24 protein-coding genes are annotated in these 26,801 nt (G+C 61.9%); 11 read left to right on the forward strand and 13 right to left on the reverse strand.

Annotated elements, in window-relative coordinates; all coding sequences use genetic code 11:
- Window positions 1-52: 52 nt before the first annotated feature.
- The 3 genes from HX839_RS28220 (at window position 53) to HX839_RS28230 (ending at window position 2,537) form a co-directional block, all read left to right on the forward strand.
- Window positions 53-994: a LysR family transcriptional regulator gene (locus tag HX839_RS28220; protein WP_087693849.1), complete on the forward strand. Its 942-nt coding sequence runs from the start codon at window positions 53-55 to the stop codon at window positions 992-994.
- 92 nt (window positions 995-1,086) lie between these two features.
- Window positions 1,087-1,605 carry a sigma-70 family RNA polymerase sigma factor gene (locus HX839_RS28225; RefSeq protein WP_003217001.1) on the forward strand — a complete coding sequence of 173 codons (519 nt, stop codon included), beginning with the start codon at window positions 1,087-1,089 and terminating at the stop codon, window positions 1,603-1,605.
- Window positions 1,602-2,537: a FecR domain-containing protein gene (locus tag HX839_RS28230; RefSeq protein ID WP_177068048.1), complete on the forward strand. Its 936-nt coding sequence runs from the start codon at window positions 1,602-1,604 to the stop codon at window positions 2,535-2,537. Before HX839_RS28225 ends, HX839_RS28230 begins: the two co-directional genes overlap by 4 nt.
- A 163-nt stretch (window positions 2,538-2,700) precedes the next feature.
- Here the strand turns inward: HX839_RS28230 and HX839_RS28235 are convergent, their stop codons facing one another.
- The 3 genes from HX839_RS28235 to HX839_RS28245 are packed head-to-tail and all read right to left on the reverse strand — an operon-like array spanning window position 2,701 to window position 5,232.
- The gene (locus HX839_RS28235) at window positions 2,701-3,414 is read right to left on the reverse strand and encodes an ABC transporter ATP-binding protein (protein WP_177019626.1); all 714 of its coding nucleotides are present in this window, start codon (window positions 3,412-3,414) and stop codon (window positions 2,701-2,703) included.
- A gap of 2 nt (window positions 3,415-3,416) precedes the next feature.
- The gene (locus tag HX839_RS28240; RefSeq protein WP_003217006.1) at window positions 3,417-4,250 is read right to left on the reverse strand and encodes an ABC transporter permease; all 834 of its coding nucleotides are present in this window, start codon (window positions 4,248-4,250) and stop codon (window positions 3,417-3,419) included.
- A 10-nt stretch (window positions 4,251-4,260) separates the two neighbouring features.
- A complete protein-coding gene (locus tag HX839_RS28245) occupies window positions 4,261-5,232 on the reverse strand; it encodes an aliphatic sulfonate ABC transporter substrate-binding protein (RefSeq protein ID WP_177068049.1) in 972 nt (323 codons plus the stop codon).
- 414 nt (window positions 5,233-5,646) lie between these two features.
- Here HX839_RS28245 and HX839_RS28250 point away from each other — a divergent pair, with 414 nt between their 5' ends.
- Entirely contained in the window at window positions 5,647-5,862 is a 216-nt protein-coding gene (locus tag HX839_RS28250; protein ID WP_003217010.1) for a molybdopterin-binding protein, read from the forward strand.
- A gap of 148 nt (window positions 5,863-6,010) precedes the next feature.
- On the opposite strand, the gene HX839_RS28255 is transcribed toward HX839_RS28250, so the two are convergent.
- The 5 genes from HX839_RS28255 to HX839_RS28275 all read right to left on the reverse strand — a co-directional run bounded on the left by HX839_RS28255 (window position 6,011) and on the right by HX839_RS28275 (window position 12,190).
- The gene (locus tag HX839_RS28255) at window positions 6,011-9,358 is read right to left on the reverse strand and encodes a hypothetical protein (protein ID WP_134326606.1); all 3,348 of its coding nucleotides are present in this window, start codon (window positions 9,356-9,358) and stop codon (window positions 6,011-6,013) included.
- Window positions 9,359-9,452: 94 nt separating this feature from the next.
- Window positions 9,453-10,601 carry a MalY/PatB family protein gene (locus HX839_RS28260; RefSeq protein WP_177068050.1) on the reverse strand — a complete coding sequence of 383 codons (1,149 nt, stop codon included), beginning with the start codon at window positions 10,599-10,601 and terminating at the stop codon, window positions 9,453-9,455.
- A 59-nt stretch (window positions 10,602-10,660) separates the two neighbouring features.
- On the reverse strand, window positions 10,661-11,284 hold the full coding sequence (locus HX839_RS28265; protein ID WP_102605240.1) for an FMN-dependent NADH-azoreductase: 624 nt from the start codon (window positions 11,282-11,284) through the stop codon (window positions 10,661-10,663).
- Window positions 11,281-11,721, reverse strand: a complete 441-nt coding sequence (locus HX839_RS28270) for a GNAT family N-acetyltransferase (RefSeq protein WP_177021460.1) — start codon at window positions 11,719-11,721, stop codon at window positions 11,281-11,283. Before HX839_RS28270 ends, HX839_RS28265 begins: the two co-directional genes overlap by 4 nt.
- A complete protein-coding gene (locus HX839_RS28275; protein ID WP_177068051.1) occupies window positions 11,714-12,190 on the reverse strand; it encodes a carboxymuconolactone decarboxylase family protein in 477 nt (158 codons plus the stop codon). The genes HX839_RS28270 and HX839_RS28275 overlap by 8 nt, the downstream gene beginning before the upstream one ends.
- Window positions 12,191-12,323: 133 nt before the next feature.
- On the opposite strand from HX839_RS28275, the gene HX839_RS28280 reads away from it, so the two are divergent.
- The 3 genes from HX839_RS28280 to HX839_RS28290 all read left to right on the forward strand — a co-directional run bounded on the left by HX839_RS28280 (window position 12,324) and on the right by HX839_RS28290 (window position 16,624).
- Window positions 12,324-13,697, forward strand: coding sequence for a PLP-dependent aminotransferase family protein (locus tag HX839_RS28280; protein ID WP_177068052.1), 1,374 nt, complete (start codon window positions 12,324-12,326; stop codon window positions 13,695-13,697).
- Window positions 13,698-13,778: 81 nt separating this feature from the next.
- On the forward strand, window positions 13,779-16,034 hold the full coding sequence (locus HX839_RS28285; protein ID WP_177051396.1) for an arginine/lysine/ornithine decarboxylase: 2,256 nt from the start codon (window positions 13,779-13,781) through the stop codon (window positions 16,032-16,034).
- Window positions 16,035-16,054: 20 nt separating this feature from the next.
- Complete coding sequence (locus HX839_RS28290; protein ID WP_003217028.1) at window positions 16,055-16,624, forward strand: GNAT family N-acetyltransferase; 570 nt, start codon at window positions 16,055-16,057, stop codon at window positions 16,622-16,624.
- Window positions 16,625-17,097: 473 nt separating this feature from the next.
- Here the strand turns inward: HX839_RS28290 and HX839_RS28295 are convergent, their stop codons facing one another.
- Entirely contained in the window at window positions 17,098-18,000 is a 903-nt protein-coding gene (locus HX839_RS28295; protein WP_177068053.1) for a LysR substrate-binding domain-containing protein, read from the reverse strand.
- Window positions 18,001-18,176: 176 nt separating this feature from the next.
- Between HX839_RS28295 and gspG the strand changes: the two genes are divergently transcribed.
- Complete coding sequence (gene gspG / locus HX839_RS28300; protein ID WP_102369043.1) at window positions 18,177-18,605, forward strand: type II secretion system major pseudopilin GspG; 429 nt, start codon at window positions 18,177-18,179, stop codon at window positions 18,603-18,605.
- Between the two features lie 4 nt (window positions 18,606-18,609).
- Here the strand turns inward: gspG and HX839_RS28305 are convergent, their stop codons facing one another.
- Complete coding sequence (locus tag HX839_RS28305) at window positions 18,610-18,846, reverse strand: hypothetical protein (protein WP_134326608.1); 237 nt, start codon at window positions 18,844-18,846, stop codon at window positions 18,610-18,612.
- A 228-nt stretch (window positions 18,847-19,074) separates the two neighbouring features.
- Between HX839_RS28305 and HX839_RS28310 the strand changes: the two genes are divergently transcribed.
- The gene (locus tag HX839_RS28310) at window positions 19,075-19,632 is read left to right on the forward strand and encodes an NADPH-dependent FMN reductase (RefSeq protein WP_076013377.1); all 558 of its coding nucleotides are present in this window, start codon (window positions 19,075-19,077) and stop codon (window positions 19,630-19,632) included.
- A gap of 116 nt (window positions 19,633-19,748) precedes the next feature.
- On the opposite strand, the gene poxB is transcribed toward HX839_RS28310, so the two are convergent.
- Complete coding sequence (gene poxB, locus HX839_RS28315; RefSeq protein ID WP_008431335.1) at window positions 19,749-21,473, reverse strand: ubiquinone-dependent pyruvate dehydrogenase; 1,725 nt, start codon at window positions 21,471-21,473, stop codon at window positions 19,749-19,751.
- A 78-nt stretch (window positions 21,474-21,551) separates the two neighbouring features.
- Window positions 21,552-22,784, reverse strand: a complete 1,233-nt coding sequence (locus HX839_RS28320; protein WP_177068054.1) for an NADH:flavin oxidoreductase/NADH oxidase family protein — start codon at window positions 22,782-22,784, stop codon at window positions 21,552-21,554.
- Between the two features lie 69 nt (window positions 22,785-22,853).
- Between HX839_RS28320 and HX839_RS28325 the strand changes: the two genes are divergently transcribed.
- Window positions 22,854-23,276 (forward strand): MerR family transcriptional regulator, encoded by a 423-nt coding sequence (locus tag HX839_RS28325; RefSeq protein WP_008431339.1) that lies wholly within the window; start codon window positions 22,854-22,856, stop codon window positions 23,274-23,276.
- Window positions 23,277-23,309: 33 nt separating this feature from the next.
- On the opposite strand, the gene acnB is transcribed toward HX839_RS28325, so the two are convergent.
- On the reverse strand, window positions 23,310-25,910 hold the full coding sequence (acnB, locus tag HX839_RS28330) for a bifunctional aconitate hydratase 2/2-methylisocitrate dehydratase (protein ID WP_003209239.1): 2,601 nt from the start codon (window positions 25,908-25,910) through the stop codon (window positions 23,310-23,312).
- Between the two features lie 394 nt (window positions 25,911-26,304).
- On the opposite strand from acnB, the gene HX839_RS28335 reads away from it, so the two are divergent.
- Window positions 26,305-26,775, forward strand: coding sequence for a DUF1289 domain-containing protein (locus tag HX839_RS28335; protein WP_003209237.1), 471 nt, complete (start codon window positions 26,305-26,307; stop codon window positions 26,773-26,775).
- The last annotated feature ends 26 nt before the right edge of the window (window positions 26,776-26,801 follow it).

Raw genomic sequence — 26,801 nt, forward strand, 5'->3', positions numbered from 1 at the left:
TCGAATCTCGCTTACAACTGATAATCTCAGGGTATCGATAACAAGGAAAAAAATGAGTAGTCCCGCAATCTCCCGCAGCCTGTTCAACCGCCTGCGCTACAAGCATCTGCATATGCTGGTGGCCTTGAGTTCCAGCCAGAACCTGCACCGTGCGTCCCAAAGCCTGAACATGTCGCAGCCGGCGGCGACGCGCATGTTGCGCGAGATCGAGGATATGTTTGCCTGTGACCTGTTCGAGCGCCTGCCCCGGGGCATGCGCCCGACGGCACTGGGCAAGGAATTGATCCGCTTTGCCGAGTCGGCGCTGAGTGGCCTCGACCGCTGCGCCGAGGAACTGATGATGCGCCAGCAGGGCGGCTACGGGTATTTGTCGATCGGCACCATCATGGGCGCGGCGCCGGACCTTGTGATGGACTCCATTGCGCAGATCAAAACCCTCAACCCGCAGATGCGCATTCGCATCATGGGCGATACCAGCGACCAGGTGATCCAGTTGCTGGAGCAAGGCCGCATCGACCTGGCCATCGCCCGGCGCAACGCCGCCACCGACAGTGAGCATTACACCTTTGAGCCCCTGGGCAACGAACGCATGCTGGTGGTGGTGCACGCCGGCCACCCCCTGGCCCAGCGCGAGCATCTGCCGCTGGCGGAACTGGTCAGTGACTGGCCGTGGATTCTGCAACCGCAAACCAGCCCGGCGCGCATTGGTTTTGATGAAGCATTGCAACACCTGGCCTTGCCGCAGCCGGCGGACATTATTGAGTGCAGTTCGGTGTATTCCATGCAGCAACTGATTCAACTCACCGACGCGATCATGGTGCTCTCGGAAAGCGCCCTGCGGGATTACTTGAAAATGGGCCTCGTGGTGGCCTTGCCGGTGGTGCTGGAGGTGCAACTGGCACCGTTCGGGATGCTGCTGCGCAAGGGCGACCCGGTGAGCCGCGAGTTGGGGTTGTTTATCGACATGCTCAGGCAAAAGGCCGCAATGCTTTAAACATCGTGTGCAAAAGAACGTGGTACGCCGGCGGGTTATTAAATAGAATGAATCTCATTTGAGACTGACTCGCGCCGCGCAGGTTACTTGCCATGAATGATGCTGTAGTGCCGACGCACCTCGCTGAACCCAGCCTTCACACGTTGTACCGCGACCACCGCAGCTGGCTCGAAAGCTGGCTGCGGCGCCGCTTGGGCAACGCCTGGGATGCGGCCGACCTGAGCCAGGACACGTTCCTGCGGGTGCTGGCCAGCGCGCAGCCGATTGCGCAATTGCAGGAGCCCCGGGCCTATCTGGTAACGGTGGGCAAGCGCTTGCTGGTGAATTTTCACCAGCGGCGCAGTCTGGAACAGGCGTATCTCAATGCGTTGATGCAGTTGCCGGAGGCTTGCGTGCCGTCGCCGGAGCAACGCTGGTTGCTGCTGGAAACCCTGCAAGCCCTGGATGAATTGCTCGACGGTTTGCCGGCGGTAGTGCGCCGCGCGTTTCTTTGGAGCCAGCTGGAAGGACTCGCCTATCGGGAGATTGCCGAGCGGCTCAAGGTGTCCGAGCGTACGGTCAAGCGCTACATGGCCCAGGCTTACGAGCATTGCCTGCTGGTGGAACTGTGAGCCGTACTGCGCCGGATCTCGCCCGGGCGGCGGCGCAATGGCTGGCGTTGCTGGAATCCGGCAGCGCCACCGAACGTGATCACGCCCGCCTGCAGCAGTGGCGTGACAGCCATCCCCAGCATGAGCAGATCTGGCAAAAAGCCCAGTCGCTGCGCCAACGGTTTACCGACTTGCCGCCAGCGTTGGCCATGGCCAGCCTCGATCGTCCGCAACCGGGACGGCGTGCAGTACTCAAGCGTGCCTTGGGCGTCGCCGCGTTGTTGCCAACCGCGTGGTTGCTCAGCCGGCAATTGCCTATCGACGTGTGGCGCGCCGACCTGCACACCGCTACTGGCGAACGCAAGCGAGTGCCGCTGTTGGATGGCAGCAGCCTGCAACTGAATACCGCGAGCGCGGTGGACGTGGATACGGCCCGGCGCCGTGTGACGCTGGTGGAAGGGGAGATGGCGTTGACGGTGCCGGGGGCTGGTACGCTGACGGTGCAGACGCGTTATGGCCAAGTGATCGTCAGCCAGGCTGAAGTGTGTGTGCGGCAGTTGTCTTCCGGGTGTTTGGTGTCGGTGTTGAAGGGCGCGGTGCAGGTGCAGGACCTGCGTGGGCAAGTGGCGACATTGCAGGGGGGGCAGCAGGCACGGTTGCAGGCGTCGGGGATGGGCGCTGCGGTGGGGTTTGATGTGTTGCAATTGGGTTGGCGCGACGGTGTGCTGACTGCGCAGAACCAGCTGTTGGGTGATTTTTTGCGGGAGCTGGAGCGGTATCGGCCGGGTGTGCTGCGCTGGGACCCGAGCCTTGAAGCGCTGCGGGTCACTGGGAGTTTTCAGTTGGCTGATACCGATCGAATTCTTGCGTTGCTGGCGTCGACGATGCCGCTGCAAGTGCAGTCCCGTACGCAGTATTGGGTGACGTTGACGCCGCGTAAATCGGCTGCTTGATGCGATCCTTGTGGGAGCGGGCTTGCTCGCGAAGAACCTGAGAGCGCCGCGTTGAATCAGGATGCCCGCGTCATCGTTAACGACCTTCGCGAGCAAGCCCGCTCCCACATTTGAACCGTGCCCGCTTTAGCTTTTGATTTTGGGCGGACTCAACACGTGCCTTTCAGATCACATGCGCCCGTTGCAGCTCAGTCAACGCCAGTGCCTTGAGCCGCGCCAACAGCGGATCCCGCCGATCCCGCGGATGCACCAGCTCCACCGCCAGCTCCTGGCGAATACTGCTCGGCCGGTTATCCATCACCAACACCCGGTCACTCAGGTACAGCGCCTCGTCCACATCGTGAGTCACCAACAGCAGGGCGATCCCGTGGTGCTCGGCCAATTGCAGCAGCAGGTCCTGCAGCTTCATGCGGGTAAACGCATCCACCGCGCTGAACGGTTCGTCCAGCAACAGCACCTGCGGTCGTGAATACAGCCCGCGAGCAATCGCCACCCGTTGCGCCATCCCGCCAGACAACGCCTTGGGCAACGCCTGGCCAAAACCCGTAAGCCCAACCTCATCGATCAACTGCGCGACCCAGGCCTTGTCATAGCCAACGTCATCGCTGAAACCAATGTTTTGCTCCACCGTCAGCCACGGCATCAGGCGTGGCTCCTGAAATACAAACGCGACCTCACCACCACCTTGCAACAGTTCCCCCTGATAGTCCTTTTCCAGCCCGGCGACGATCCGCAGCAAGGTGCTTTTGCCGCAGCCACTGGGGCCCAGCAAACTGACGGCTTCCCGCGGCTGCAAGGCCAAATGGACATTGGTCAGCACCGTCGTCGCGCCGAAGTTTTTCCGCTCGACGCGAATGTCCAGTAGCGCTTCACTCATGCTCAATTCTCCGGGCCTTGGCCGTTGAAGGTGTCGCGCCAGGCCAGGCAGCGTTTTTCCAGGGCCGCCAACAGGCCGTCGCTGATCTTGCCCAGCAGCGCCAGCACGATGATCGCCGCCAGCACAATGTCAGGCCGTGAGGTTTCCCGGCCATCGCTGAGCAGGTAACCCAGGCCCTTGGTCGCAGCGATCAACTCGGCCGCCACCAGGAACATCCACGCCAGGCTCAGGCCGCTGCGCAAGCCGGTGAACAGGCCGGGCAGGGCGGCAGGCAACAGGATGCGACGCACCAGGCGCGTGCGGCTGAAGCCATACATCTGCCCGACTTCCACCAGCTTGCGGTCGATGTCGCGAATGGCCGCGACGCCATTGAGGTACACCGGAAAGAACGCGCCGATGGCAATCAGCACGATCTTCGAGGTCTCATCAATGCCCAGCCACAGCAGCAACAGCGGCACCCAGGCCAGGCTCGGGATCGAGCGCAGGCCGGCGAAGGTTGGTTCCAGGTACGCCTCGGCCTCGCGGCTCAAGCCGACCCAGGCGGCAAACACCAGGGCCAGGCCGGCGCCGATGGTGAACCCCAGCAGCACCCGCAACAGGCTGGCGCTGATGTGTTTCCACAGCGCGCCTTCGGCGAGGTCGGTGAGGGTCACGGCGATCTCGCTGGGCGCCGGCATCTGGTAGGACGGCAGCCAGCCGATGCGCACCACCACTTCAAGGATCACCAGGATCAACACCGGCAACGCCAGGCCCTTGAGCCGCCGCGGCCAGGCGCTGCGCTGCACGGTGAGCGTTGGCGCGAGTGCGACGGGCAGGGTTTCGCTTTTGCTGCGCATGACGCTCCCCTTATGGACGAGGCAAAGCCTGGCCAAAGCTTGGGTCGATCAACTGGTCGATCACCTGATCCACATTCACCCCACGGCGCACCAGTTCTTCCGAGACCAGGATCGGCGCGGCCGCCTTGGACGACACCACGTCCTGGGCAGTGAGCAATGGGCTGCTCAAGTCGGTACGCGACAATTGCAGCTTGGCCACCTCCAGGGGCAGGCCGGATTCGTCGGCCAGCAGCTTGGCGAATTCGTCGGGGTGTTTCACCGCCCAGTTGCGGGCTTTTTCATAGGCACCGAGCACCTTGGCGATGGTCTGTGGATGCTCCTTGGCGTATTTGTCGGTCACGCTGACCACGCCGTAGCTGTTGAAGTCCTTGTTGCGGTACAGCAGGCGCGAACCCGCCTGGATTTCGCTGGCGGCCATGTGCGGGTCGAGACCGGCCCAGGCGTCCACATCACCTTTCTCCAGCGCGGTACGGCCGTCCGGGTGCTGCAGGTGCACCAGTTCCACGTCGTCCTTGCTCAGGCCGGCTTTCTGCAGGCTGCGCAGGGTGAACAGGTACGGGTCGGTGCCTTTGGTGGCGGCGATTTTCTTGCCCTTGAGGTCGCTGACGCTTTTGAACGTTGAGTCCTTGCGCACCACCAGTGCAGTCCACTCGGCGCGGCTGTACACGTACACCGACTTGATCGGGCTGCCATTGGCCCGGCTGAGCACCGCCGACAGGCTGGCGGACGAGGCGAAGTCGACGCCGCCGCTGTTGAGGTATTCCAGGGAACGGTTGCTGCCCTGGCTCAACACCCAGCCGACCTTGGTTTGCGGCAGCGCTTCTTCAAGCCAGCCGAAGTGCTTGAGCACCAGGCTCACCGGGGAGTAGTAGGCGTAGTCCAGGTTGACTTGCGCAGGGTCGGTTTCCGCTGCATGGGCCAGGGGTTGCAGGCTGAAGGCGAGGGCGCAGGCGCCCAACAGGGTCTTGAAGAAGGGTTTCATGGAACAGCTCCGGACAAGGCGGGAAAAGAGAAGGCTTTTCTTATATTCAGAAAATTCATATGGCATGTTCCATCATGCGTTATAGGAATATGCAGTCTCTGTGCCAGCGTCTTTGCAGGGCAGGGCAGCACCCTGGCGTAGCAGCTGTCGAGCCCAAGCGAGGCTGCGTTCGCGGTGTTTCAGACAGACCGCTGACGCAGCCTCGCTTGGGCTCGACAGCTGCTACGTGGGGAGTGGTTGGGAGCGGGGAGGCGGGCACTTTGTTGAATCACTGTTGGCTGTGCAACAGCTTGCATATGTTTTTATGGAATAAATAAAGAGTTATATATTCCTTTTGTTGGTTTCACGAATAGGGCACTTTGAGTGCCTGCGCATTCGTGCGGATTGACCCAACAGACCAAAGGAAAAGCCGACATGACCATTAAAGCGATCAACGTGCGCAACCAGTTCAAAGGCGTGATCAAGGAAATCCTGATCGGCGAAGTGGTGTCCGAGATCGACGTGCAAACCGCGTCGGGGATCGTGACGTCGGTGATTACCACACGCTCGGTGCGTGACCTGGAATTGAAGGTGGGCAGTGAAGTGATTGCCTTTGTGAAGTCGACTGAAGTGTCGATCGCCAAGCTGTAAACCCGAGTCCAGTTGTGAACCCAATCCCAATGTGGGAGCGGGCTTGCTCGCGAAGGCGGTGTGACAGTCGACATCTACAATGACTGATCCACCGCTTTCGCGAGCAAGCCCGCTCCCACATTTTGTTTTGCATACAGCCGTTGGAGGCTTAGTTGAGCCGAGGCCCGCCGCCCGATGGCCGGGATCCTGGCTTCTCATCCGAAGCATCCGGCAGTGCCTTGGGCGTTTCACTCGGGTCCTTGTAGTCCTTGTGCAAATCCCCATCCAGCCGGTTGCTCGACGAGCCGCCGCTTTGTGGTGTGGAGTCGAAATGCTCCCACTCCGATTGCTGGAAGCGGAACAGGCTGTCATCGGTCGGCGTGTCGCGGCCGTGGTAGTGGTGTATCTCGTAGTGGGCGTATTCGACCTTATCCGCCCAGTTGTCCTGCAGCAAACCGTCGCCGGCCAGGTCGCGGTACCAGTCGTTTTCCTTCTCGGTAGCCTTCTGTTTTTTATTGTGGTCGACGAAGTAACCGATGATCCCGCCTACCACCGCTAATACCACGCCCACCAGGAACAGCGGCCCGGTCAGCGCCGCCGCCGTGCCTGCGCCAAACAGCGCCGCCGCACCCAATACCCCGGCCGACGCGCCGAACGCACCGCCCGCCACTTGCAAGCCACCTGCGGCCTGAGCCAACGGGTCTTTGCTGTCCACGCCGCTTTTGATCGCCAGGGCGCCGAGCACAATGTCGGCAAAACCACCGGCAATGTCCGTCGCCGGGCCCAACACCTTGATCACGGAACCGGCGATCTTCGCCGATTGGGAGGCGCCAAGCTTGGCCGCACCGGCTGCCTTGAGGCCGTCATCCAGGTGAGTGGCGAGGCCTTCGGTAGCTTCGGTTACCGCCTTGTCGCCCTCGCCAAACAGCTTGGCCACGCCGTCGTACTGGCTGTCGGGAACCGCGTCCAGGGCCGCAGCGATTTCCTTGCTGACCTTTGAGTCGATCTCGGTGGGCTTGCTGAAGTCGATGACTTTGCCGGCCGCACCTTCCTTGCCCCAGATTTCCGGCAGGGTCTTGTCCAGGCCGAGGAAGTCCACCAGGCCGCCCTTGCCCAGGGCTTCGCCGATCTTGTCACCGAGCTTGACGAAGTGGCTGGCGCCGCCGGCAAAACTCAGGAAGTCCTTGGCGATGGTCATGCGTTGGGCCGGGGTTTCGCCGAGCTTGCCGCCTTTGCCCACCAGTTGGTAAATCCCCGAGAACAGGCTGACGCCGGCGCCCATCGAACCGAGGATGCCTTTGCTGTTGAGGGTGTTGAACACTTCGCCGAGCATGCCGCGATCCGCCACCGGGATATACGGTTTGCTCAGGGCGGTTTTCACGTCGGCTTCGCTGATGGTGCCGCTGTTCTTGTAGACGTCGCCGAGCTCTTCCAGGGCCTTGGTCACGGCCGAGGATTTCTCCTTGCCCTCCAGGCCTTCGTTGAGGAATTTCTCCAGCACTTCCTGGCTGCGGCGCGGCAGGTCCAGCAGGTTGCCCTTGAGCACGCCCTTGAGCAGGCCGAACAGGTCCTTGGTGGCCAGCTCCTTGTTGTCGTCGGAGATCTTGCTCGGGTCCGAGAGAATCTCGTTGAGGTCGGTGGTGAGGCCATCGGCCTGGATATTCTGCGCGGCCTTGGTGGCGGCTTCCGGGTCGAACAGCGACAGCGAGGTCAGGGTGTTGCTCAGGTCTTGCTGGGCTTCGTGGCTCTTGCCCTGTTTTTGCAGGTCCTTGAGGTACAGCACATAGTCGGGGTTGCTGGTCAGGTCGAGAAGCTTCTGCTTGATCTCGTCCTTGTTGGGCAGGTGACTGATGGCGTCGTCCATCTTGGTCTTGTAGTCGGCCTGCACCGTCGGGTCCTTGAACAACTCGCCGATCTGCTCCTGCACCGCCTTGCCGTCGATGATGTCGTGCATGTCGGCGGAAGTGAGCTCGGTCTGCTTGTCATCGAACTCGCGCCAAGTGGTATTGAACGGGCGCTTGGATTCTTCGTAGCCGGTGATGCCATGGCCGTTCTGGTAGGCGGCCTGGGCTTCCAGGGCGCGGACCAGTTTGGCCCGTGGGTCGTCCTTGGGAATCGAGCCGTCCTTGACGCCGGCGCGGTAGGTGTCGATCAGTTCGGTGGTGGCCAGTTCGCTGACGCTCTGGGTCGGCGATTTGTCGTCGTCCTTGTCGGCATGCACGCCGGTGTCGAGGTTGAGCACGTCGAGCTCATCGTTGCTCGGCAGGTTGTACTTGGCGCGGGTCTCGTCGACGGTGCCGGCGCTCCAGGCTTCCCATTTCGCCACCACTTCGTCGTAGAGCTGCGGGCTGAGCTCCTTGGAGACGATGACCTTGCCTTCGCTGGTTTCATAGCGGATCAGGCCGTCCCCCAGCTCGTCGGGGGAACCGAAGGTGATCTCGGTGTTCTTCAGGAAGTCATTCGGCCCGGCCAGCTTGTAGCCGGCGTCTTCACTGGAGTGGATCTTGCTCCAGGTGTCCTGGGCGGTGGCCACGCTCTTGAACAGTTCCGGGCTGACGTCGGCCGATACGACGACCTTGGTGCCGTCGTGGGTTTCATAGGTCAGCACATTGCCTTGCTGGCCTTCGATCCAGCCGAAGCCCTTGTAGTCGTTCAGCTCCGGCGCCTTGGTATTGGCGTCTGCCAGGGTCGAGCCGTCGTTGAGCGCGGACTCTACGGCGGCCTTTTTGTCGGGGTTGGTGTAGACCTCGTGCAGGCCTGCCAGGTAGTCGAACAGCTTGGGGTTGTCGTCGCGGGCCACGACCATTTTCTGGCCATTGCTTTCAAAGCGGATCAGGCCGGGGCCGACTTCATCCTTGGGGCCGACGGTGGTGCCGGCGTAGGGCGGCCACACTTCGTTGTCGCTGGCGCGCTTGTAGCCGGCGTCTTCGCTGCTGCCCAGGCCGGTGAAGCTTTCATAGGCTTCCTTGGCTTTCTGGAAGGCCTCGGGGTTGTCGCGCTGGCTGATGACGAACTTGTTGCCGTCCTGGGTCTCGTAGCGAATCACGCCGGGGCCGGTTTCGTCGGGCGGGCCGAGGGATTTGTAATCACCGAGCTTTTCCGGGGCCGTGGCGTCGCCGCCCAGGCGCTGGTAGCCGGCGGCTTCGCTGGCGTTGACGCCGGAGAGTGCCTTGAAGTCGGCGCTGACTTGCTTGAACAGCTCGGGGCTGTCTTTTTCGCTGACGATGACTTTCTTGCCGTCCTGGGTTTCATAGCGGATCAGGCCGGGGCCGACTTCGTCCGCCGGGCCGATGGCCTTGTAATCCCCCAGGGTGGTGGGCGGCGCGGCGTCCTTGGCGGCCAGTTCATAGCCTTGTTCCTTGCTGGCAGCGAGCCCTTGCGCGGTTTTGTCGCCGGCCTCCACCTTCTTGTTGTTGGCGCTGTTCTTGAGCAGCACGTGGAACGCCGCGCCGGACTTGGGCGGTGTGAGAGGAAGGGCTTTGGGGTCGGTCGAGCGGTTGAGCGGCTGGGTCGTCATGCCATGGAACTCCTGCTGTTACCGGTGGGACGAATCGGCAAAAACAGTAACAGCAGGGGTTCGGCGGTCGTTGCGAAAAGTTGTGAATTGCGCCTTAACGGTGACGCAGGCTGCGTTCCAGGCGGGCGATGCCTTCTTCCAGCATGGCCCGTGGGCAGCCGAAGTTCAGGCGCACGAATTGCTGGCTGTCATCGCCGAATTCAATCCCGGCGCTCAAGCCGACCCTGGCCTGTTCGAGGAAGAACCGTTGCGGGTCGTCCAGGCCCAGGGCGCTGCAATCCAGCCAGGCCAGGTAGGTGCCTTGAGGCGCATGCATGATCACGCCGGGCAGGCGGGTTTGCACGGCGTTCAGCAGGTAATCGCGGTTGGCTTGCAGGTAGGCCACCAGCGCCTGCAGCCAGTCGCCGCAGTCGCTGTAGGCCGCACGCGTGGCTTCCAGGCCCAGGGGGCTGACGCTGTCGACCATGCCGCAGCGGGCTTGGTTGAAGCGCTCGCGGATCTCGGGATTCTGGATCACCGCGAAGCAGGTCTTCAACCCGGCGACGTTATACGCCTTGCTCGCCGACATCAGGGTGATGGTGCGCTGGGCAATCTCGGGGCTGAGGCTGGCGGTGGGAATATGCCGGCGGCCGTCAAAGCACAGCTCGGCGTGGATTTCATCGGAGACGATCAGCGCACCCTGGTCCAGGCATGCGCTGGCCACGGCCAGCAGTTCCTCACGGGGGAAGACCTTGCCCATCGGGTTGTGCGGGTTGCTCAACAGCAGCGCCCCGGCGCCGGTGAGGGCTTCACGCATTGCCGGCAACGGCGTGAGGTACTCGCCTTCGGCGCTCAGCTCAAATGGCACTTCGATCTTCGGCAGGTTCCAGTGGCCGGGCGCCAGGCGGATCGGGCGATAGTTGGGGGTTTGCAACACCACCGGTTGGCCGGGCTGCACAAATGCGTGCAGCGCCATGTTGAAACCAGGCTCGACCCCCGGCAGGAACAGCAACTCATCCGGCTGTACGCGCCAGGCGTACTTGGCCCACAGGTCGGCGACGATCGCCTCGCGCACGCCATCGCAGGCCACGCTGTAGCCGAGGATCTGCTGACCCAGTCGCTCGTGCAACGCTTGAAGCACGGCCGGTGGGGCAGCGATGTCCATGTCGGCAATCCACATCGGCAGAACGTCTTGCGGGTAACGACTCCACTTGGTGCTGCCGGTGCCGAGGCGGGAGTGGATCGTGTCGAAATCAAAGCTCATGGGTGGCTCGTATCAGGGAGGCGGGCGTAGAAATGGCGCTGATTCTAGCGCCATTAATTTTACGCGCCAGCGCTGATTGCCGCCCGGGCGCCCGCTTGCCGGTCAAATGCCTCGGCCAACTGCGTGTGGGCCTGTTCCAGGCTGCGCTGCACGGCGGCTGCGCCACGCACCATGGCCCCCAGATAGACGAAATCCACCGCGTGAATGCCCACGGTTCCAAGGATCGCCTGCAGGTAGGGCGTGAGGAAGTCGGGCTCGCGGTTTTTTCGCGAACTGCCGGAGCTGACCAGTACAAAGGTGCGCCGGTCCTTGAGCAAGCCGACTTTCTCAAACTGCGGATTCACCGTGAAACTGCGGTGGATGCGCACCACATGGTCGATCCAGCACTTGAGGGCCGCCGGCACCGTGAAATTGTGCACGGGGGTGCAGATGATCAACAGGTCACAGGCTTCCAGCTCGACAATCAGTTGCTCGGAGCGCTCGGTTGCCGGGCCGCTCAGGCCGCCGGGCGTGGTCAGGGCGTTGGCGTATTCCCGAGTCAGCGCCGGCAAGCCCTGGCCGCCGTAGTCGCGTTCGACCACTTCGGCCTCGGGTGCCTGTTCGCGGAGCAGGGCGCGGGCCAGGCGGAAGGTCTGGGCGGCCTTGCCGTGGGGGCTGAAGCTCAGTAGCAGGGCGCGGGTCATTGGCCGAGGTCCTGTGAAAAGTGCATCCCCAGTGGCAGCAGGCCCTGGCGAAAATAGAAGCGTTGGGCCAGGGCCATGTGCATGCCGGTGTCCAGCACCAGGTAGCGATAGCCCAGGCGGCGGGTGTGCTGGCGTACCTCGTCCAGCAGGTGCGCACCCAGGCGTCGGCGTTGCAGCGAGGCGTCCACCACTAGGTCATCGACGTAGATAAAGCGCCCATACAGCAGGTTTTCCGTCAGGCGATAACCGGCCAGGCCCAGCACCTGGCCGTTTTCCCGGGCGGCCAGCAGGCGGTAGCCGGTTTCGCGCTGGCGCTGGATCTGCTGGACGAAGGCGTGCGGGTCTTCGAGCTTTGGCCGCAGTTGCTGCATAACGGCAAAGCAGGCCAGGCAGTCGGCGTCGCTTTCGATGTGCACAAACTCAACAGAGTCATTCATGGTTGCCGTGCTCCATGTGCGCTTTTACGGCGGCAGGGACTTTGCGAAAGCTGATGGCGACGCGGTTCAGGGCGTTCATCAGGACGATAGCCAGGGTCAGGTCGGCAATTTCCTTGTCATCGAAGAGGGCCTTGGCCTCGGCATAGTGTTCGTCCGGCACCTCGGTTTGTGCGACCTGGGTGACCGACTCGGCCCAAGCTAACGCGGCGCGTTCACGCGGGCTGAACAACGGCAACGCTTCGCGCCAGGCGGCCAGCAGCATCAGCTTTTCCAGGCTCACGCCCTGTTTGAGCAGGTCGCGCGAATGTGAGTCCAGGCAGTAGGCGCAGCCGTTGAGTTGCGAGACCCGCAGGTACACCAGGTCAATCAATTCCTTCTCCAGGCCGCAGCCGTGGATGTAGCTGTGCACCGAGCCAAGGGCCTTGTAGCCGACGGGCGCCGCCAGGGCGTAGTCGAGACGGTGTTGCATGGGGTGCTCCTTGTTTCGTGAAGTGATGCCGTCAGTGTGGCGGCCGGGTCGCCGGCTCAATAGGGCCAAGAATGGACAAGCGGGTTGGGACAAGATCAGACTTCAGGGCTGATTCACTGTGAGCCGGATAACGATGTCGTCACTGCCCAAATACCAGGAGATCTACCGGCGCTTTCGCCAGGCCATCGACCAGGGCCAACTGCGCCCCGGTGAGCGGGTGCCGTCGGTGCGCAGCCTGGCCCAGGAACTGAAGGTGGCCCGGGGCACGGTGGAGACGGCCTACCAGTTGCTGGTGAGCGAAGGGTTCTTCCTGGCGCGGGGCCAGGCGGGAACAGTGGTGGCCGAGGCGTTGCCGCAGCGCTCGATCAAGTCGTTGCCGGTTGAACCCGAACCCGTGGCGCCGGCGTCGGCCCCGCGCCTGTTGCAGTTGGGCTTGCCGGCGCTCGACAGCTTTCCGCGCAAGCTGTGGGCGCGGCTGGTCACCCGGCAAGTGCGCCGAGTCGATGTGAACAGCCTGGCCATGGGCGATGTGCGTGGCGCCCGCTCGCTGCGTGTGGCGATCGCGCAATACCTGGCGCTGTACCGGGGCGTGGAGTGTTCGCCGGAGCAGGTGTTCGTGTGTGCCGGTTACTCGGCGTGCCTCGCGCTGGTGTGTGATGCGCTGCAGATGGCCGGCCAGCCATGCTGGTTCGAAGACCCGGGCTACCTGCATGCGCGGCAACTGCTGCTGCACCTGGGGGCGCAGTTGGTCCCGGTGCCGGTGGACCACGACGGGCTTGATGTGGAGGAGGGCATACGGCGTGCGCCCGGCGCCCGGCTGGCGATTGTCACCCCGGCCCACCAGAGCCCGCTGGGGGTCGCCCTCGGTACTGCGCGGCGCCATCGCTTGCTCGATTGGGCACGGGCCCACGGCGGCTGGGTGGTGGAAGACGACTACGACAGCGAGTTTCGCTACAAGGGCCAGCCCCTGGCCGCGCTCAAGAGCCAGGACACGGCCGACCGGGTGATCTACTCCGGCAGTTTCAGCAAGATGCTCTTCCCGGGGCTGCGCCTGGGTTATCTGGTGGTGCCTCGGGCGCTGCTCCCGGCCTTTGAGGCCAGCGCCGGCGTGCTGCAAAACCGCAGCGCCGAATTGTTGCAAGCCACCACGGCGGACTTTCTCGACCAGGGCCATTTCACCCGCCATCTGAAAAAAATGCGCCAGCTCTACACCGCGCGGCGCGGCTTTCTGGTGGAGGCACTGGCCAGTCATTGCGGGGCGCTTTTGCAGGTGGATGAGCAGTCCGGCGGGATCAACCTGCTGGCGCGGCTGCGGGTGGACGTCTGCGATCAGGCCGTCGCTGCGGCCGCCGCACGTGCCGGGCTGGGGATACAGGCCGTGTCGGGCTGGAGTATCGAGCCCGGCGGTCAGCAAGGCCTGTTGATGGGCTTCACCAACCTGGCGACTCGCCAGCAAGCGGTGCAAGCGGCGCTGGTGTTGCGCGAGGTCATCGACGGCGCTTTATGAACACCGGTTGAACATCTTCATTCGCCACATCGGCCCCGAGCTTCTACCCTGAAGGCATAGCCCTCAGGACGCCAAGCGCTCATGTACAAAGACCTGAAGTTCCCGGTTCTGATCGTACACCGCGACATCAAGGCCGACACCGTTGCCGGCGACCGCGTCCGGGGCATCGCCCGGGAGCTTGAGCAGGAGGGCTTCAGTATCTTTTCGGCGGTGGACTACGCCGAGGGTCGCCTGGTGGCTTCGACCCATCACGGCCTGGCCTGCATGCTGATTGCCGCCGAGGGGGCCGGGGAAAATACCCATCTGATGCAAAACATGGTGGAGCTGATCCGCCTGGCGCGGGTGCGGGCGCCAAACCTGCCGATCTTCGCCCTCGGTGAGCAGGTCACCCTGGAAAACGCCCCGGCCGATGCCATGAGCGAGCTGAACCAGTTGCGGGGCATTCTTTATCTGTTTGAAGACACCGTGCCGTTTCTTGCCCGGCAAGTGGCCCGTGCGGCCCGCGCCTACCTGGATGGCCTGTTGCCGCCATTCTTCAAGGCCCTGGTGCAGCACACGGCGGATTCCAATTATTCCTGGCACACCCCCGGTCACGGCGGCGGCGTGGCCTATCGCAAGAGCCCGGTGGGGCAGGCGTTTCATCAGTTCTTCGGGGAAAATACCCTGCGTTCGGACTTGTCGGTGTCGGTGCCGGAGCTCGGCTCGCTGCTGGACCACACCGGCCCGTTGGCCGAAGCCGAGGCGCGGGCGGCGCGCAACTTCGGCGCCGATCACACCTACTTCGTGATCAATGGCACTTCCACCGCCAACAAGATCGTCTGGCACTCGATGGTGGGCCGGGATGACCTGGTGCTGGTGGACCGCAACTGTCACAAGTCGGTGTTGCATTCGATCATCATGACCGGCGCCATCCCGCTGTACCTGTGCCCGGAGCGCAATGAACTGGGGATCATCGGGCCGATTCCCCTGAGCGAGTTCAGCCCCGAGTCGATCCGCGCCAAGATCGACGCCAGCCCGCTGACCCGAGGCCGACCGGCCAGGGTCAAGCTGGCGGTGGTCACCAACTCCACCTATGACGGCCTGTGCTACAACGCCGAGCTGATCAAGCAGCAACTGGGCAACAGCGTCGAGGTGCTGCACTTCGACGAAGCCTGGTACGCCTACGCGGCGTTTCATGAGTTCTTCGCCGGGCGCTACGGCATGGGCACCTCGCGCACGCCCGAGAGCCCGCTGGTGTTCACCACGCACTCCACGCACAAGCTGCTGGCGGCGTTCAGCCAGGCGTCGATGATCCATGTGCAGGATGGCGGCGTGCGCAAGCTGGACCGCGACCGCTTCAACGAAGCGTTCATGATGCATATTTCCACCTCGCCGCAGTACAGCATCATCGCCTCCCTGGATGTGGCGTCCGCAATGATGGAAGGGCCGGCGGGGCGGTCGTTGCTGCAAGAGATGTTTGACGAGGCCCTGAGCTTTCGTCGCGCCCTGGCCAACCTGCGCCAGCATATCGCCGCTGAAGACTGGTGGTTTTCCATCTGGCAGCCGCCGCTGGTGGCGGGCATTGACCGGGTGGTGACGGCGGACTGGTTGCTGCAACCCCAGGCCGACTGGCATGGCTTTGGCGATATCGCCGAAGACTACGTGCTGCTGGACCCGATAAAAGTCACCCTGGTGATGCCTGGCCTGAATGCCGGCGGGGCTTTGAGCGAGTGCGGAATTCCCGCTGCGGTGGTCAGTAAATTCCTCTGGGAACGTGGGCTGGTGGTGGAAAAGACCGGGCTGTATTCGTTCCTCGTGCTGTTTTCCATGGGCATCACCAAAGGCAAGTGGAGTACCCTGCTCACCGAACTGCTGGAATTCAAGCGCAGTTATGACGCCAACGTGAGCCTTGCTGTCTGTTTGCCATCGGTGTTTCAGCAGGGCCCGGCGCGGTATCAGGGATTGGGTTTGAAGGATCTGTGCGACCAGTTGCACAGTTGTTACCGCAGCAATGCCACGGCCAAGCACCTGAAGCGGATGTACACGGTACTGCCGGAAATCGCCATGAAACCGGCCGACGCCTACGACCTGTTGGTCAAGGGCGAAGTCGAGGCGGTGTCCATCGACGCTTTGCCAGGTCGGGTCGCAGCGGTCATGCTGGTGCCTTACCCGCCGGGCATTCCGTTGATCATGCCGGGTGAGCGCTTTACCGAATCGACTCGCTCGATCATTGATTACCTGGCGTTTGCCAGGACGTTCGATAGCAGTTTCCCCGGCTTTGTTGCCGATGTTCATGGACTGCAACACGAAGATGACGGCAGTGGTCGTTGTTACACCGTCGACTGCATCAAGGGTTAAGGATGTTTATGCAAGCTGTAATGAACCCGAAGTACCCGGGCCTCAGTGTCCGGGTGGCTGACGAAGGATTTGACGCCTACGTGTGGGGGAACGACTTCAGCTTTGAAGTCAACGCCTACGGCAAGCCGGAAATGGGCAAGCGCGTCGACCAGTGGGCGGTGGAGCGTATCGTGCCGTACCGCAAATGCTACGGCATCGATCCCGAGGAATTCGCCAGCTTCCGTGACGCGGCCGACAGTGCGGTGTTCATGGCCTACCTCGATGACCGGCCCGTGGGGCATATCGTGGTCAGCACCAACTGGAACGGCTTTGCCCATGTGGATGAGCTGGCGGTGGTCTTGCCCGCGCGGCGCCACGGGGTGGCGAAGGCGTTGCTGGACGTGGCGCAGTTCTGGAGCCGCAAGAAGAACCTGCCGGGGATGATGCTGGAGACCCAGAACAACAACCTCGGTGCCTGCCGGCTGTATGAGCGCTGCGGGTATGTGATGGGCGGGATCGACCACCTGCGCTATCGCGGGATTGATCCGCAGACGCGCGAAGTGGCGATTTTCTGGTATCGGTTGTTCAAGACAGAATTGGAAGCAGTCTGAGCTGCACCGATCTACTGTAGGAGCCGTCGAGCTTTGGCGAGGCTGCGATAGCGGTGTGTCAGGCAACCTCTTTATCGACTGTGCCGCCGCCTTCGCAGCCTCGCTGAAGCTCGACAGCTCCCACATTCGATTTGCGCAACTCAAGTACTTGCGACCGAACACACAGCTCCCAGACTTCCCGCGATCCCCTGTGGGAGCCGTCGAGCCCCAGCGAGGCCGCGATGGCGGTGTGTCAGGCAACCTCTTTATCGACTGTGCCGCCGTCTTCGCAGCCTCGCTGAAGCTCGACAGCTCCCACATTCGATTTGCGCAACCCGAGTGCTTGCGACCGAGCACACAACTCCCAGACTTCCCCGACCCCCTGTGGGAGCTGTCGAGCCCCAGCGAGGCCGCGATGGCGGTGTGTCAGGCAACCTCTTTATCGACTGTGCCGCCGCCTTCGCAGCCTCGCCAAGGCCCGACAGCTCCCACATTCACGGCAATGTGCTTGTCAGCAGGTTTTCAGCCTTCTCGGTGACAATCTCCAGCAGCGCATTCAAGGCGGGCGATGGCTCGCTGCCCTTCAGGGTCAACGCATACAAGGTCACCACAATCGGCGGTGACAATGGGCACGCATCCAGCCCGGCTTCCCGTGCGCCGCTGGCGGTGAACGGGTCGACAATCGCCAGGCCTTCCCCGGCTTCTACCATGCTGCGCATCATCTGGTACGTCTGCACCCGCGTTTGCACCACCGGCAGCGGGCGCAGGGCTTGCAGTTTGCTGTCCAGCAGGCGACTCAGCGGGTCCTGGCCTTCAAGGCCGATCATCGACTGCCCGGCCAGTTCCTGTAGCGCAATGTACTTCTGCCGAGGCTTCAGCCAGCCATGGGGCGCGAGCAATTGCAGCTTGCCGTGGGCCAGTGGTTGGCTGTGGATTTGCGGATGGTCCGGGTCGTGCAGGCTCAGGCCGAGGTCGGCTTCGTGCAGCAGCAGGCTTTTGACGATATCCCGGGTGGAATGGCTGGAGAGGTTGCACGGCGTGTCTTGGAAACGTCGGCGCAGCACGGCGATCGCCTGGGGCAGCAGTTGATTGGCCAGCGGCGGGGTGCACAGTGCGCGCAAGGGCGGGGCATGATGGTGCTTAAGGCTGCTGGCCAGGCGTTGCATCGGCTCAAGGGCTGCATAGAGGTGGGCGATTTCGGCCTGCAGCTCAAGGGTTTCCCGGGTGGCCTGCAAGCGTCCGCGCACACTGGCGAACAGCATGAAGCCCAACTGCAGCTCGGCATCCTTGAGGGTTGCGTCCACATCGGCCACGGGCAGTTGCAACCATTCGGCGGCGGTGCCGAGGTGTCCGGTCTGTAAAATCGCTTGAATGACTTCGATATGACGTAAACGCATGGCCGGAGTCTATGTTCAGCGCGACGTGGATTCAATGGCTCAGGCCCGGGCGTGGAAAAAAGACCCGCCACGGCAGCGCCCCAACTAGACTTGCACGATCAAGTCCCTTGGCGCCTGCAACCAGCAGGTCATACAAAGGGCGTATCAACCAGAGGATCCACGGGGGAGCCTTATCGATGCTCGGTAAAACAGACACGCGCGGGTTTTCGTTGTGGGACCTGCTGGTGGTGGTGCTGGTGGTCGGCGTGTTGGCGGTTGCGGTGGGGCCGCGGATCTTCGGCGACGTGACTCAGTCGGAAATCGCCACGGCCAAGGTCCAGTTGAAAGAGCTGGGCAAGGCAGTCGAGCAGTTTCATCAGGATGTAGGGCGTTATCCTACCGACGACGAGGGGCTGGCGGTGTTGACGGTTCAGCCAGCGGGAGAAGGGAAGTGGCGGGGACCCTATCTCAAGGATCAGGACATGCTGACGGACCCTTGGGGCGTGGCCTATCAGTACCACTATCCTCCCAGCCAGGCCAAAACCAACTTTGATCTGTTCTCGTTCGGCAAGGACCGGACACTGGGAGGCGTCGGCGATAATGTTGATATCGCCTATGGGGAATAAAGTCTTATGAAGCCTGGATCGTTGCCGATTCGCGTTTGATGACGGTGCCCGACTGAATCAGCCTGAACTCATCGCCATCCAGTTTTTCTACGCGGTCGCCAATGGCCAGCTTGTACGTGGTGGTGGGCGCCGAGCCAGCCAGGCCGTCGAGGGGCGGGTTGGATTCCTGGAACTCATGCACCGAATAAACGCGACCTTCCGCGTCTCTGGCATGGAACTGTCCGACAAGTACTGCTGCCATCTGTTTAGAACCTCTGGAGATAAACACTCGATTTGCGGTTCTGTAGACCGTAGGAGAGCGGGGTAGTTTACCTATTGAAAAAAAATACTATTCGTTGACTTTTTCAGACATTACTTACAAATCCATCTGCGGTGTAAACGTCCCTGGGGATTGCAAAAACGCGCTGGTGATAGCGTCGCGCAGGCTCTATAACTACAAACTCCTTAAGTCAGAAATCGGGAAACCCCAATGAGCAAGGTCTACACGATTGCCGTACTGGTCGGCAGCTTGAGAAAAGAGTCGATCAACCGCAAGGTCGCCCTGGCACTGGCCGAGTTGGCGCCCGCCAACCTCAAGTTGAACATTGTCGAAATTGGCGATTTGCCGCTCTACAACGAGGACATCGACGGTGCTGCACCGCCGGCAGCCTACAGTACTTTCCGTCAACACGTGCGTTCATCCGACGCGGTGTTGTTTGTGACCCCCGAATACAACCGCTCCGTGCCGGGTGTATTGAAGAATGCGATTGACGTCGGTTCACGTCCTTATGGCCAGAGTGTCTTCAGCGGCAAGCCGGGTGCGGTGATCAGTGTGTCTCCCGGCGCCATCGGCGGTTTTGGGGCCAATCACCATTTGCGCCAGTCGCTGGTGTTTCTCGATGTGCCGTGCATGCAGCAGCCGGAAGCCTATCTGGGCGGTGCGGGCAGCGTGTTCGATGAGTCGGGCAAGGTCTCGGAAAAGACCAAGCCGTTTTTGCAGGCGTTTATTGATGCCTACGGCAAGTGGGTGGAAAAGCAAAGCGCATAAGTAACCTGTAGGAGCGAGCTTGCTCGCGAAGATCGTTAACGATGACGCGGGCTAGTTGAAAGCTCGCGTCGCCTGGACGTTCTTCGCGAGCAAGCTCGCTCCTACAGTGGCGGGACTTATCTGAGCCAGTTGGTTTTCGCCAACTCGATCACCTCATCACCGCGCCCACTCATCACCGCCTTGAGCATGTACAGGCTGAAGCCCTTGGCCTGCTCCAGCTTGATGCTCGGCGGCATCACCAGTTCCTGGGTGGCGGTGACCACGTCCACCAGCACCGGGCCGTCGTGGGCCAGTGCGCGGCGCAGGGCCGGTTCCAGGTCTTCGGACTGCTCTACGCGAATACCGAGGATGCCCATGGCGTTGGACATGGCGGCAAAGTCCGGGTTTTTCAGCTCGGTGCCGGTATCCAGGTAGCCCGCCGCTTTCATCTCCATGGCGACGAAGCCCAAAGAAGAGTTGTTGAACACCACCAGCTTCACCGGCAGGTTCAGTTGCGCCAGGCTGATGAAATCCCCCATCAGCATGGTGAACCCACCGTCGCCGGACATCGAAATCACCTGGCGCCCGGGAAACGCGGCTTGCGCACCGATGGCCTGGGGCATGGCGTTGGCCATCGAGCCATGGTTGAACGAGCCGATCAACCGGCGCTTGCCGTTCATTTTCAAGTAACGCGCCGCCCAGACTGTCGGCGAGCCAACGTCGGCGGTGAAGATTGCGTCGTCGTCCGCCAGTTCGCTGAGCAGGCGCGCAACGTATTGCGGGTGAATTGGCCGGCCGGCCTTTGACGGTTCCGCCAGGTCATCCAACCCTTGGCGGGCTTTTTCATAATGCTTGAGCGAGGTTTCGAGGAAGCTGCGGTCCGTCTTGCGGGTCAGGCGCGGCAGCAGCGCCTGGATGGTCTCGCTGACGTCAGCTGCAATGCCCAGGTCCAGCGTGGCACGCCGGCCCAGTGCCTGTGGGTTGCGGTCGACCTGGATAATTTTTGCGTCGGTCGGGTAGAACTGGCGATACGGGAAGTCGGTGCCGAGCATGATCAGCGTGTCGCAGTTGAGCATGGCGTGGTAGCCGGAGCTGAAGCCGATCAGGCCGGTCATGCCGACGTCGAACGGGTTGTCCCACTCCACATGTTCCTTGCCGCGCAGGGCATGCACCACGGGCGCGCCGAGGGCGTCGGCCAGGGCCACCACCTCATCGTGGGCGCCGGCACAGCCGCTGCCACACAGCAGGGTGACTTTGCCGCTGTGTTCGAGGATGTCGGTGAGGCGTTGCAGGTCCTGTTCCGCCGGCAACGTGCGCGGTGCCAGCAGGGCCGGCCATGGTTTGAATTTATCTTCTACTTCCAACAGTGACACATCCCCCGGAATCACCACCACCGCTACGCCGCGATTGAGGATCGCCGAGCGCATGGCACGGTGCAGCACGTGAGGCATCTGCTCGGGGTTGGTCACCAGCTCGATAAAGTGGCTGCACTCCTTGAACAGTTCCTGGGGATGGGTTTCCTGGAAGTAGTTCAGGCCGATCTCGGAGGAGGGGATCTGTGCGGCAATGGCCAGCACCGGCACGTGGTTGCGATGGCAATCGAACAGGCCATTGATCAAGTGCAGGTTGCCGGGGCCGCAGCTGCCGGCGCATACGGTCAGTTCGCCGGTGGCGGCGGCTTCGGCACCGGCGGCAAACGCGGCCACTTCTTCGTGGCGCACATGCATCCACTCGATGCTGTCCATGGTGCGCAGGGAGTCGGTCAGGCCGTTGAGGCTGTCGCCGGTCAGGCCCCAGATGCGCTTGATGCCCGCCTGTTCAAGGGTGGTCGCCAATTGCTGGGCCAGGGTGATTTTCGCCATGAAGAACTCCAATCGTCAGTGAGGGTAAAAAGCTGCTGATCAGTTAAGGACAGTTCCATGGCGCTGAATGCTCCCCGCTCAATGTGAAGAATTGGTCATCGCAGCGCGATATTGCCGAGTGCGGCGGGCGATAAACAGTTGGTCTTTTATCAACGCCAGCAGCGGCGTCACCCCGGGTTTCGGCTGGCGGCCACGGCTCAGGCGGCGAAGCTGATAGCGCACCACTGCCATGCTCGCCAGGCTGGCCAGGGGTTTGCGCTTCCAGCGGATCGGCGGCAATTGCGGGTTGAGATCGCGGCCGGCGCGCCATTGCTTGATCAGGTGCGGCTCCAGGGTCAGCGCGGTGGCGATCCCGGCCATGGCGATGCCGCTGTCCAGGACTTGCTGCACGATCGGCAAGCGCCGGATGCCGCCGGTGACCATCACCGGCATGTTGGCGACTTTCGCCAGGTCGCTGGCCATCTCGATGAAATAGGCTTCGCGGGCCAGGGTGCGCCCATCGCGGGCTTCGCCTTGCATGGCCGGGGCTTCGTAGCTGCCGCCGGACAGTTCCAGCAGGTCGATGGCCAGCGGATTGAGCAGTTCGACCACGGAGCGGGCGTCGGCGGCGTCGAAGCCACCGCGCTGGAAGTCGGCGGAATTGAGTTTCACCGCCACGCAGAAATCCGCGCTCACGGCGGCGCGCACGGCTTTGATCACTTCCAGCAACAGCAGCGCACGGTTTTCAACGCTGCCGCCCCAGCGGTCTGTGCGCTGGTTGCTCAAGGGCGAGAGAAACTGGCTGAGCAGGTAGCCGTGGGCCGCATGGATCTGCGCACCGCTGAAGCCGGCCTTTTCGGCGAGACGCGCGCTGGTGGCGAAGCGCGTGATGACGTCCTGGATATCGTCCTCGGTCATGGCCTTGGGTTGGGCGAACATCTTCGAAAAGCCGCCGAGATCGAGGGCCACCGCCGAAGGTGCCAGGGCCTGCTGGCCGAGGTTGGCCATGGTCTGACGGCCCGGGTGGTTGAGCTGCACCCAGAACTGCGCGCCCTTGGCCCGGCCAATCGCGGCCCATTGGCGAAACTTGTCCAGGTGACGTTCGTCTTCCAGCACCACGCCGCCGGGCCCGGTCATGGCGTGGCGGTCGATCATCACGTTGCCGGTCAGGATAAGGCCGGGCTCGCCGTCGACCCAGGCTTGATACAAGCGCATCAGGGCCTCGGAAGGCGCCTGGTTCGCATCCGCCATGTTCTCTTCCATCGCCGCCTTGGCGATGCGGTTACTGATGAGCTGGCCGTTGGGCAATTGCAACGCTTCAAAGGGCGACATGCTTGACTCCTCACATTGGGAGCGCTCAGGCTAAGCTTAAAGGTCACTTTAAGGTCAATGGGGTTGGCGATGAATATTGGTGAACTGGCGGAACGCAGCGGCTTGGCAGCCTCGAAGATTCGCTTTTACGAAGCCCAGGGGCTGATCCAGGTCGAGCGACAAGGTAATGGCTATCGCCGTTATCCCATGCAGACGTTGCAGACGCTGCAATTGATCCAGGGCGCTCAGCGCGCCGGTTTCAGCTTGCAGGAGTTGAAGGCGCTGATGCCCGACGATTCGCCGAGCGAGGCGAAACGCGCCGATATCGTCTTGAGGCTTGAGCGCAGGATTGCGCAGATAGAAGAGCTTCAAGCCCGAATGGACCAGAGCAAGGCCGAGTTACGCGCGGTGATCGCCACGATCCAGGCACACCCGGAAGGCACGCCGTGCACCCAGGCGCAGGACAAGGTCTGGGCCTCAATCGAGGCGCATAAAAAAACGCCGCGCATCTGATGATACGCGGCGTTCGTTTACAGCAACAAAACCTTAGGCTTGAACCACAGGAATGTTGGCGCTTGCAGCAATTTCACGGAACTCGGCGATCTGGTCAAAACTCAGGTAGCGATACACGTCGCTGGCCATGGTGTTGATCTTCGCGGCGTATTCCATGTACTCCTCGACGGTCGGCAGGCGACCCAGGATGGAAGCCACCGACGCCAGCTCGGCCGAAGCCAGGTAGACGTTTGCGCCGTCACCCAGACGGTTCGGGAAGTTACGGGTCGACGTCGATACAACTGTCGAGTTCGGCTCTACACGTGCCTGGTTACCCATGCACAGCGAGCAGCCCGGCATTTCCATGCGCGCGCCAGCCTTGCCGTAGATGCCGTAGTAGCCTTCTTCGGTCAGTTGGTGAGCGTCCATCTTGGTCGGCGGCGACAGCCACAGACGGGTTGGCAGCTGACCCTTGACCTGATCTAGCAGTTTACCGGCAGCGCGGAAGTGACCGATGTTGGTCATGCACGAACCGATGAACACTTCGTCGATCTTCTCGCCAGCAACGCTGGACAGCAGACGGGCGTCGTCCGGATCGTTTGGCGCGCAGAGCACAGGCTCCTTGATGTCGGCCAGGTCGATCTCGATGATTTCCGCGTATTCGGCGTCAGCATCGGCAACCATCAGCTCAGGGTTGGCAACCCAGGCTTCCATCGCTTGGGCACGACGTTCCAGGGTGCGCGCATCGCCGTAGCCTTCACCGATCATCCAGCGCAGCAGGGTGATGTTGGAGTTCAGGTACTCGGTGATGGATTCTTTCGACAGCTTGATGGTGCAACCGGCAGCCGAACGTTCAGCCGAGGCGTCGGACAGCTCGAAGGCTTGTTCGATGCTCAGGTTGTCCAGGCCTTCGATTTCCAGGATACGGCCGGAGAAAGCGTTTTTCTTGCCTTTCTTCTCTACGGTCAGCAGGCCAGCCTGGATCGCGTAGTAAGGAATGGCGTGAACCAGGTCACGCAGGGTGATACCAGGCTGCATTTCACCTTTGAAACGCACCAGGATCGATTCCGGCATGTCCAGCGGCATGACGCCGGTGGCTGCGGCGAACGCTACCAGGCCGGAACCGGCCGGGAACGAAATGCCCATCGGGAAACGGGTGTGGGAGTCACCACCGGTACCGACGGTGTCCGGCAGCAGCATGCGGTTCAGCCAGCTGTGGATGATGCCGTCGCCCGGACGCAGCGATACGCCGCCACGGGTCATGATGAAGTCAGGCAGGGTGTGGTGGGTGGTCACGTCGATCGGCTTTGGATAGGCCGCGGTATGGCAGAACGACTGCATTACCAGATCGGTGGAGAAGCCCAGGCACGCCAGGTCCTTCAGTTCGTCACGGGTCATGGGACCGGTGGTGTCCTGGGAGCCGACGGTGGTCATCTTCGGTTCGCAGTAGGTGCCTGGACGAACGCCAGCCACGCCGCAGGCCTTGCCGACCATTTTCTGCGCCAGGGTGTAGCCCTTGTCGCTTTCAGCCGGGGCTTCCGGCAGTTTGAACAGGGTCGAAGGTGGCAGACCCAGCTCGGCGCGAGCCTTTTCGGTCAGGCCACGGCCGATGATCAGCGGGATACGACCGCCGGCACGGACTTCATCCAACAGGACCGGAGTCTTCATTTCGAAGGTGGTCAGGACTTCATCGCTGTTGTGCTTGGTGACTTTGCCAGCATGCGGGTACAGGTCGATCACGTCGCCCATGTTCATGTTGGTAACGTCGAACTCGATTGGCAGTGCGCCGGCATCTTCCATGGTGTTGTAGAAGATTGGAGCGATCTTGCTGCCGAAGCAGAAGCCGCCAGCGCGCTTGTTTGGCACGTAAGGCACGTCGTCGCCGAAGAACCATAGTACCGAGTTGGTGGCCGATTTACGCGACGAACCGGTACCGACCACGTCACCGACGTAGGCGATCGGGAAGCCCTGGCCGCGCATTTCTTCGATCTGCTTCATCGGGCCGGTCTTGCCTTGTTCATCCGGCACGATGCCTTCACGGGCCATTTTCAGCATGGCCAGGGCGTGCAGCGGGATGTCAGGACGGGACCAGGCGTCCGGGGCAGGGGACAGGTCGTCGGTGTTGGTTTCGCCGGTGACCTTGAACACGCGCAGGCTGATCTTGTCGGCCAGGGTCGGGCGGTTCTTGAACCACTCGCCGTCGGCCCAGGACTGGATCACGGCTTTGGCGTGTTCGTTGCCGTTCCTGGCTTTTTCCGCGACGTCGTGGAAAGCATCGAACATCAGCAGGGTGTGCTTGAGTTGGGCGGCAGCGACGGGGGCCAGGGTGGCGTCGTCCAGCAGCTCGACCAGGGTCACGATGTTGTAGCCGCCTTGCATGGTGCCGAGCAGTTCAACAGCGCGTTTCTTGTCGATCAGGGGAGAAGTGGCTTCGCCCTTGGCCAGGGCAGACAGGAAACCGGCCTTGACGTAGGCAGCTTCGTCAACGCCTGGTGGAATGCGGTTGGTGATCAGGTCAACGAGGAATTCTTCTTCGCCAGCCGGGGGATTTTTCAGCAGCTCGACCAGGCCTGCGGTTTGTTCGGCGTTAAGCGGCTGGGGAACGATACCCAGGGCTGCACGCTCTTCGATATGTTTGCGGTAGGCTTCAAGCACAGTTATTACCCTCATCAGTGGTCCCACGGGACGCTCATCCAGAAATGCACGGCACGCATGCGCTCAGGGGCTTTTTGGGCCGTAGAGCCAGCGCTGCCGGCAATCCTCACAGAAGCTGCTTTCAAAGTTTTACGCCTGCAGAACGGAGCTGATGAGGGTTGGCGCTGGCTATTTACCGGGTAAATAACCATCGCCAACACCGTTCTTTAGGAACGACTGTGCTCGTGACGCTTTGAAAACAGCTTCCAACGGATTATTGGCGCCTTACAAGGCCGGATGATTCTACGGCAAAAAAATTCTAAACGTAAGTTGCCGCGCCAAGTTTGCAGGGTGATCAACCTTAGACAAAGGGCTAACATGTGCAACTGTTTCGCTGATTTGTGCGTTGTCGACCATGTCTAACCAAACCATCAAGACCCCCTGCGTAGGCCTGTGCTCCACGGTTTACGGCGATCTTGTGTGCCGGGGGTGTAAGCGGTTTCACCATGAGGTGATTCAGTGGAACGGGTATAACGAGGAAGAAAAACGTGCGGTGTGGCTGCGGCTGGAGCAGTTGTTGGTGCAGGTGATGGCCGGGAAGCTTGAGGTGTTTGACCCTAAAATGCTGCGGGGGCAGCTGGAGCAGCGCAAGATTCGGTTTGTGCCGCATCAGTCGGAGTACTGCTGGGCGTATCAGTTGATTGCCCGGGGGGCGCGGGTGATCAGCAATCTTGAGGCTTACGGGATGGTGTTGATGCCGGAGTTTCGGGAGTGGGGGTTGCCTGAGTTGCGGGATGCGATTGATCGGGAGTTTTTTATTTTGTCCGAGGCGCATTATCAGCGGTATATCGCGCCGGGGTTTCTCAGGGATGCGTTTGGGGGGTGATTGAGTACATATCCGTTATTTAGGTA

The organism is Pseudomonas sp. I8001, from assembly GCF_013385345.1.
Lineage (GTDB): Bacteria > Pseudomonadota > Gammaproteobacteria > Pseudomonadales > Pseudomonadaceae > Aquipseudomonas.

Bases quoted from the DNA above. Each gene is read 5' to 3' on its own strand.
- gspG (WP_102369043.1), top strand. From the start codon at position 18,177: ATGCTCGGTAAAACAGACACGCGCGGGTTTTCGTTGTGGGACCTGCTG.
- HX839_RS28285 (WP_177051396.1), top strand. From the start codon at position 13,779: ATGTACAAAGACCTGAAGTTCCCGGTTCTGATCGTACACCGCGACATC.
- HX839_RS28295 (WP_177068053.1), bottom strand. From the start codon at position 18,000: ATGCGTTTACGTCATATCGAAGTCATTCAAGCGATTTTACAGACCGGA.
- HX839_RS28235 (WP_177019626.1), bottom strand. From the start codon at position 3,414: ATGAGTGAAGCGCTACTGGACATTCGCGTCGAGCGGAAAAACTTCGGC.
- HX839_RS28275 (WP_177068051.1), bottom strand. From the start codon at position 12,190: ATGCAACACCGTCTCGACTACGCCCTGGCGGCGCCCGTCGGCTACAAG.
- HX839_RS28290 (WP_003217028.1), top strand. From the start codon at position 16,055: ATGAACCCGAAGTACCCGGGCCTCAGTGTCCGGGTGGCTGACGAAGGA.
- HX839_RS28250 (WP_003217010.1), top strand. From the start codon at position 5,647: ATGACCATTAAAGCGATCAACGTGCGCAACCAGTTCAAAGGCGTGATC.
- HX839_RS28220 (WP_087693849.1), top strand. From the start codon at position 53: ATGAGTAGTCCCGCAATCTCCCGCAGCCTGTTCAACCGCCTGCGCTAC.
- HX839_RS28320 (WP_177068054.1), bottom strand. From the start codon at position 22,784: ATGTCGCCCTTTGAAGCGTTGCAATTGCCCAACGGCCAGCTCATCAGT.
- HX839_RS28305 (WP_134326608.1), bottom strand. From the start codon at position 18,846: ATGGCAGCAGTACTTGTCGGACAGTTCCATGCCAGAGACGCGGAAGGT.
- HX839_RS28270 (WP_177021460.1), bottom strand. From the start codon at position 11,721: ATGAATGACTCTGTTGAGTTTGTGCACATCGAAAGCGACGCCGACTGC.
- HX839_RS28255 (WP_134326606.1), bottom strand. From the start codon at position 9,358: ATGACGACCCAGCCGCTCAACCGCTCGACCGACCCCAAAGCCCTTCCT.
- HX839_RS28335 (WP_003209237.1), top strand. From the start codon at position 26,305: ATGTCTAACCAAACCATCAAGACCCCCTGCGTAGGCCTGTGCTCCACG.
- HX839_RS28310 (WP_076013377.1), top strand. From the start codon at position 19,075: ATGAGCAAGGTCTACACGATTGCCGTACTGGTCGGCAGCTTGAGAAAA.
- HX839_RS28240 (WP_003217006.1), bottom strand. From the start codon at position 4,250: ATGCGCAGCAAAAGCGAAACCCTGCCCGTCGCACTCGCGCCAACGCTC.
- HX839_RS28280 (WP_177068052.1), top strand. From the start codon at position 12,324: ATGTCGTCACTGCCCAAATACCAGGAGATCTACCGGCGCTTTCGCCAG.
- HX839_RS28260 (WP_177068050.1), bottom strand. From the start codon at position 10,601: ATGAGCTTTGATTTCGACACGATCCACTCCCGCCTCGGCACCGGCAGC.
- HX839_RS28245 (WP_177068049.1), bottom strand. From the start codon at position 5,232: ATGAAACCCTTCTTCAAGACCCTGTTGGGCGCCTGCGCCCTCGCCTTC.
- HX839_RS28265 (WP_102605240.1), bottom strand. From the start codon at position 11,284: ATGACCCGCGCCCTGCTACTGAGCTTCAGCCCCCACGGCAAGGCCGCC.
- poxB (WP_008431335.1), bottom strand. From the start codon at position 21,473: ATGGCGAAAATCACCCTGGCCCAGCAATTGGCGACCACCCTTGAACAG.
- HX839_RS28225 (WP_003217001.1), top strand. From the start codon at position 1,087: ATGAATGATGCTGTAGTGCCGACGCACCTCGCTGAACCCAGCCTTCAC.
- HX839_RS28325 (WP_008431339.1), top strand. From the start codon at position 22,854: ATGAATATTGGTGAACTGGCGGAACGCAGCGGCTTGGCAGCCTCGAAG.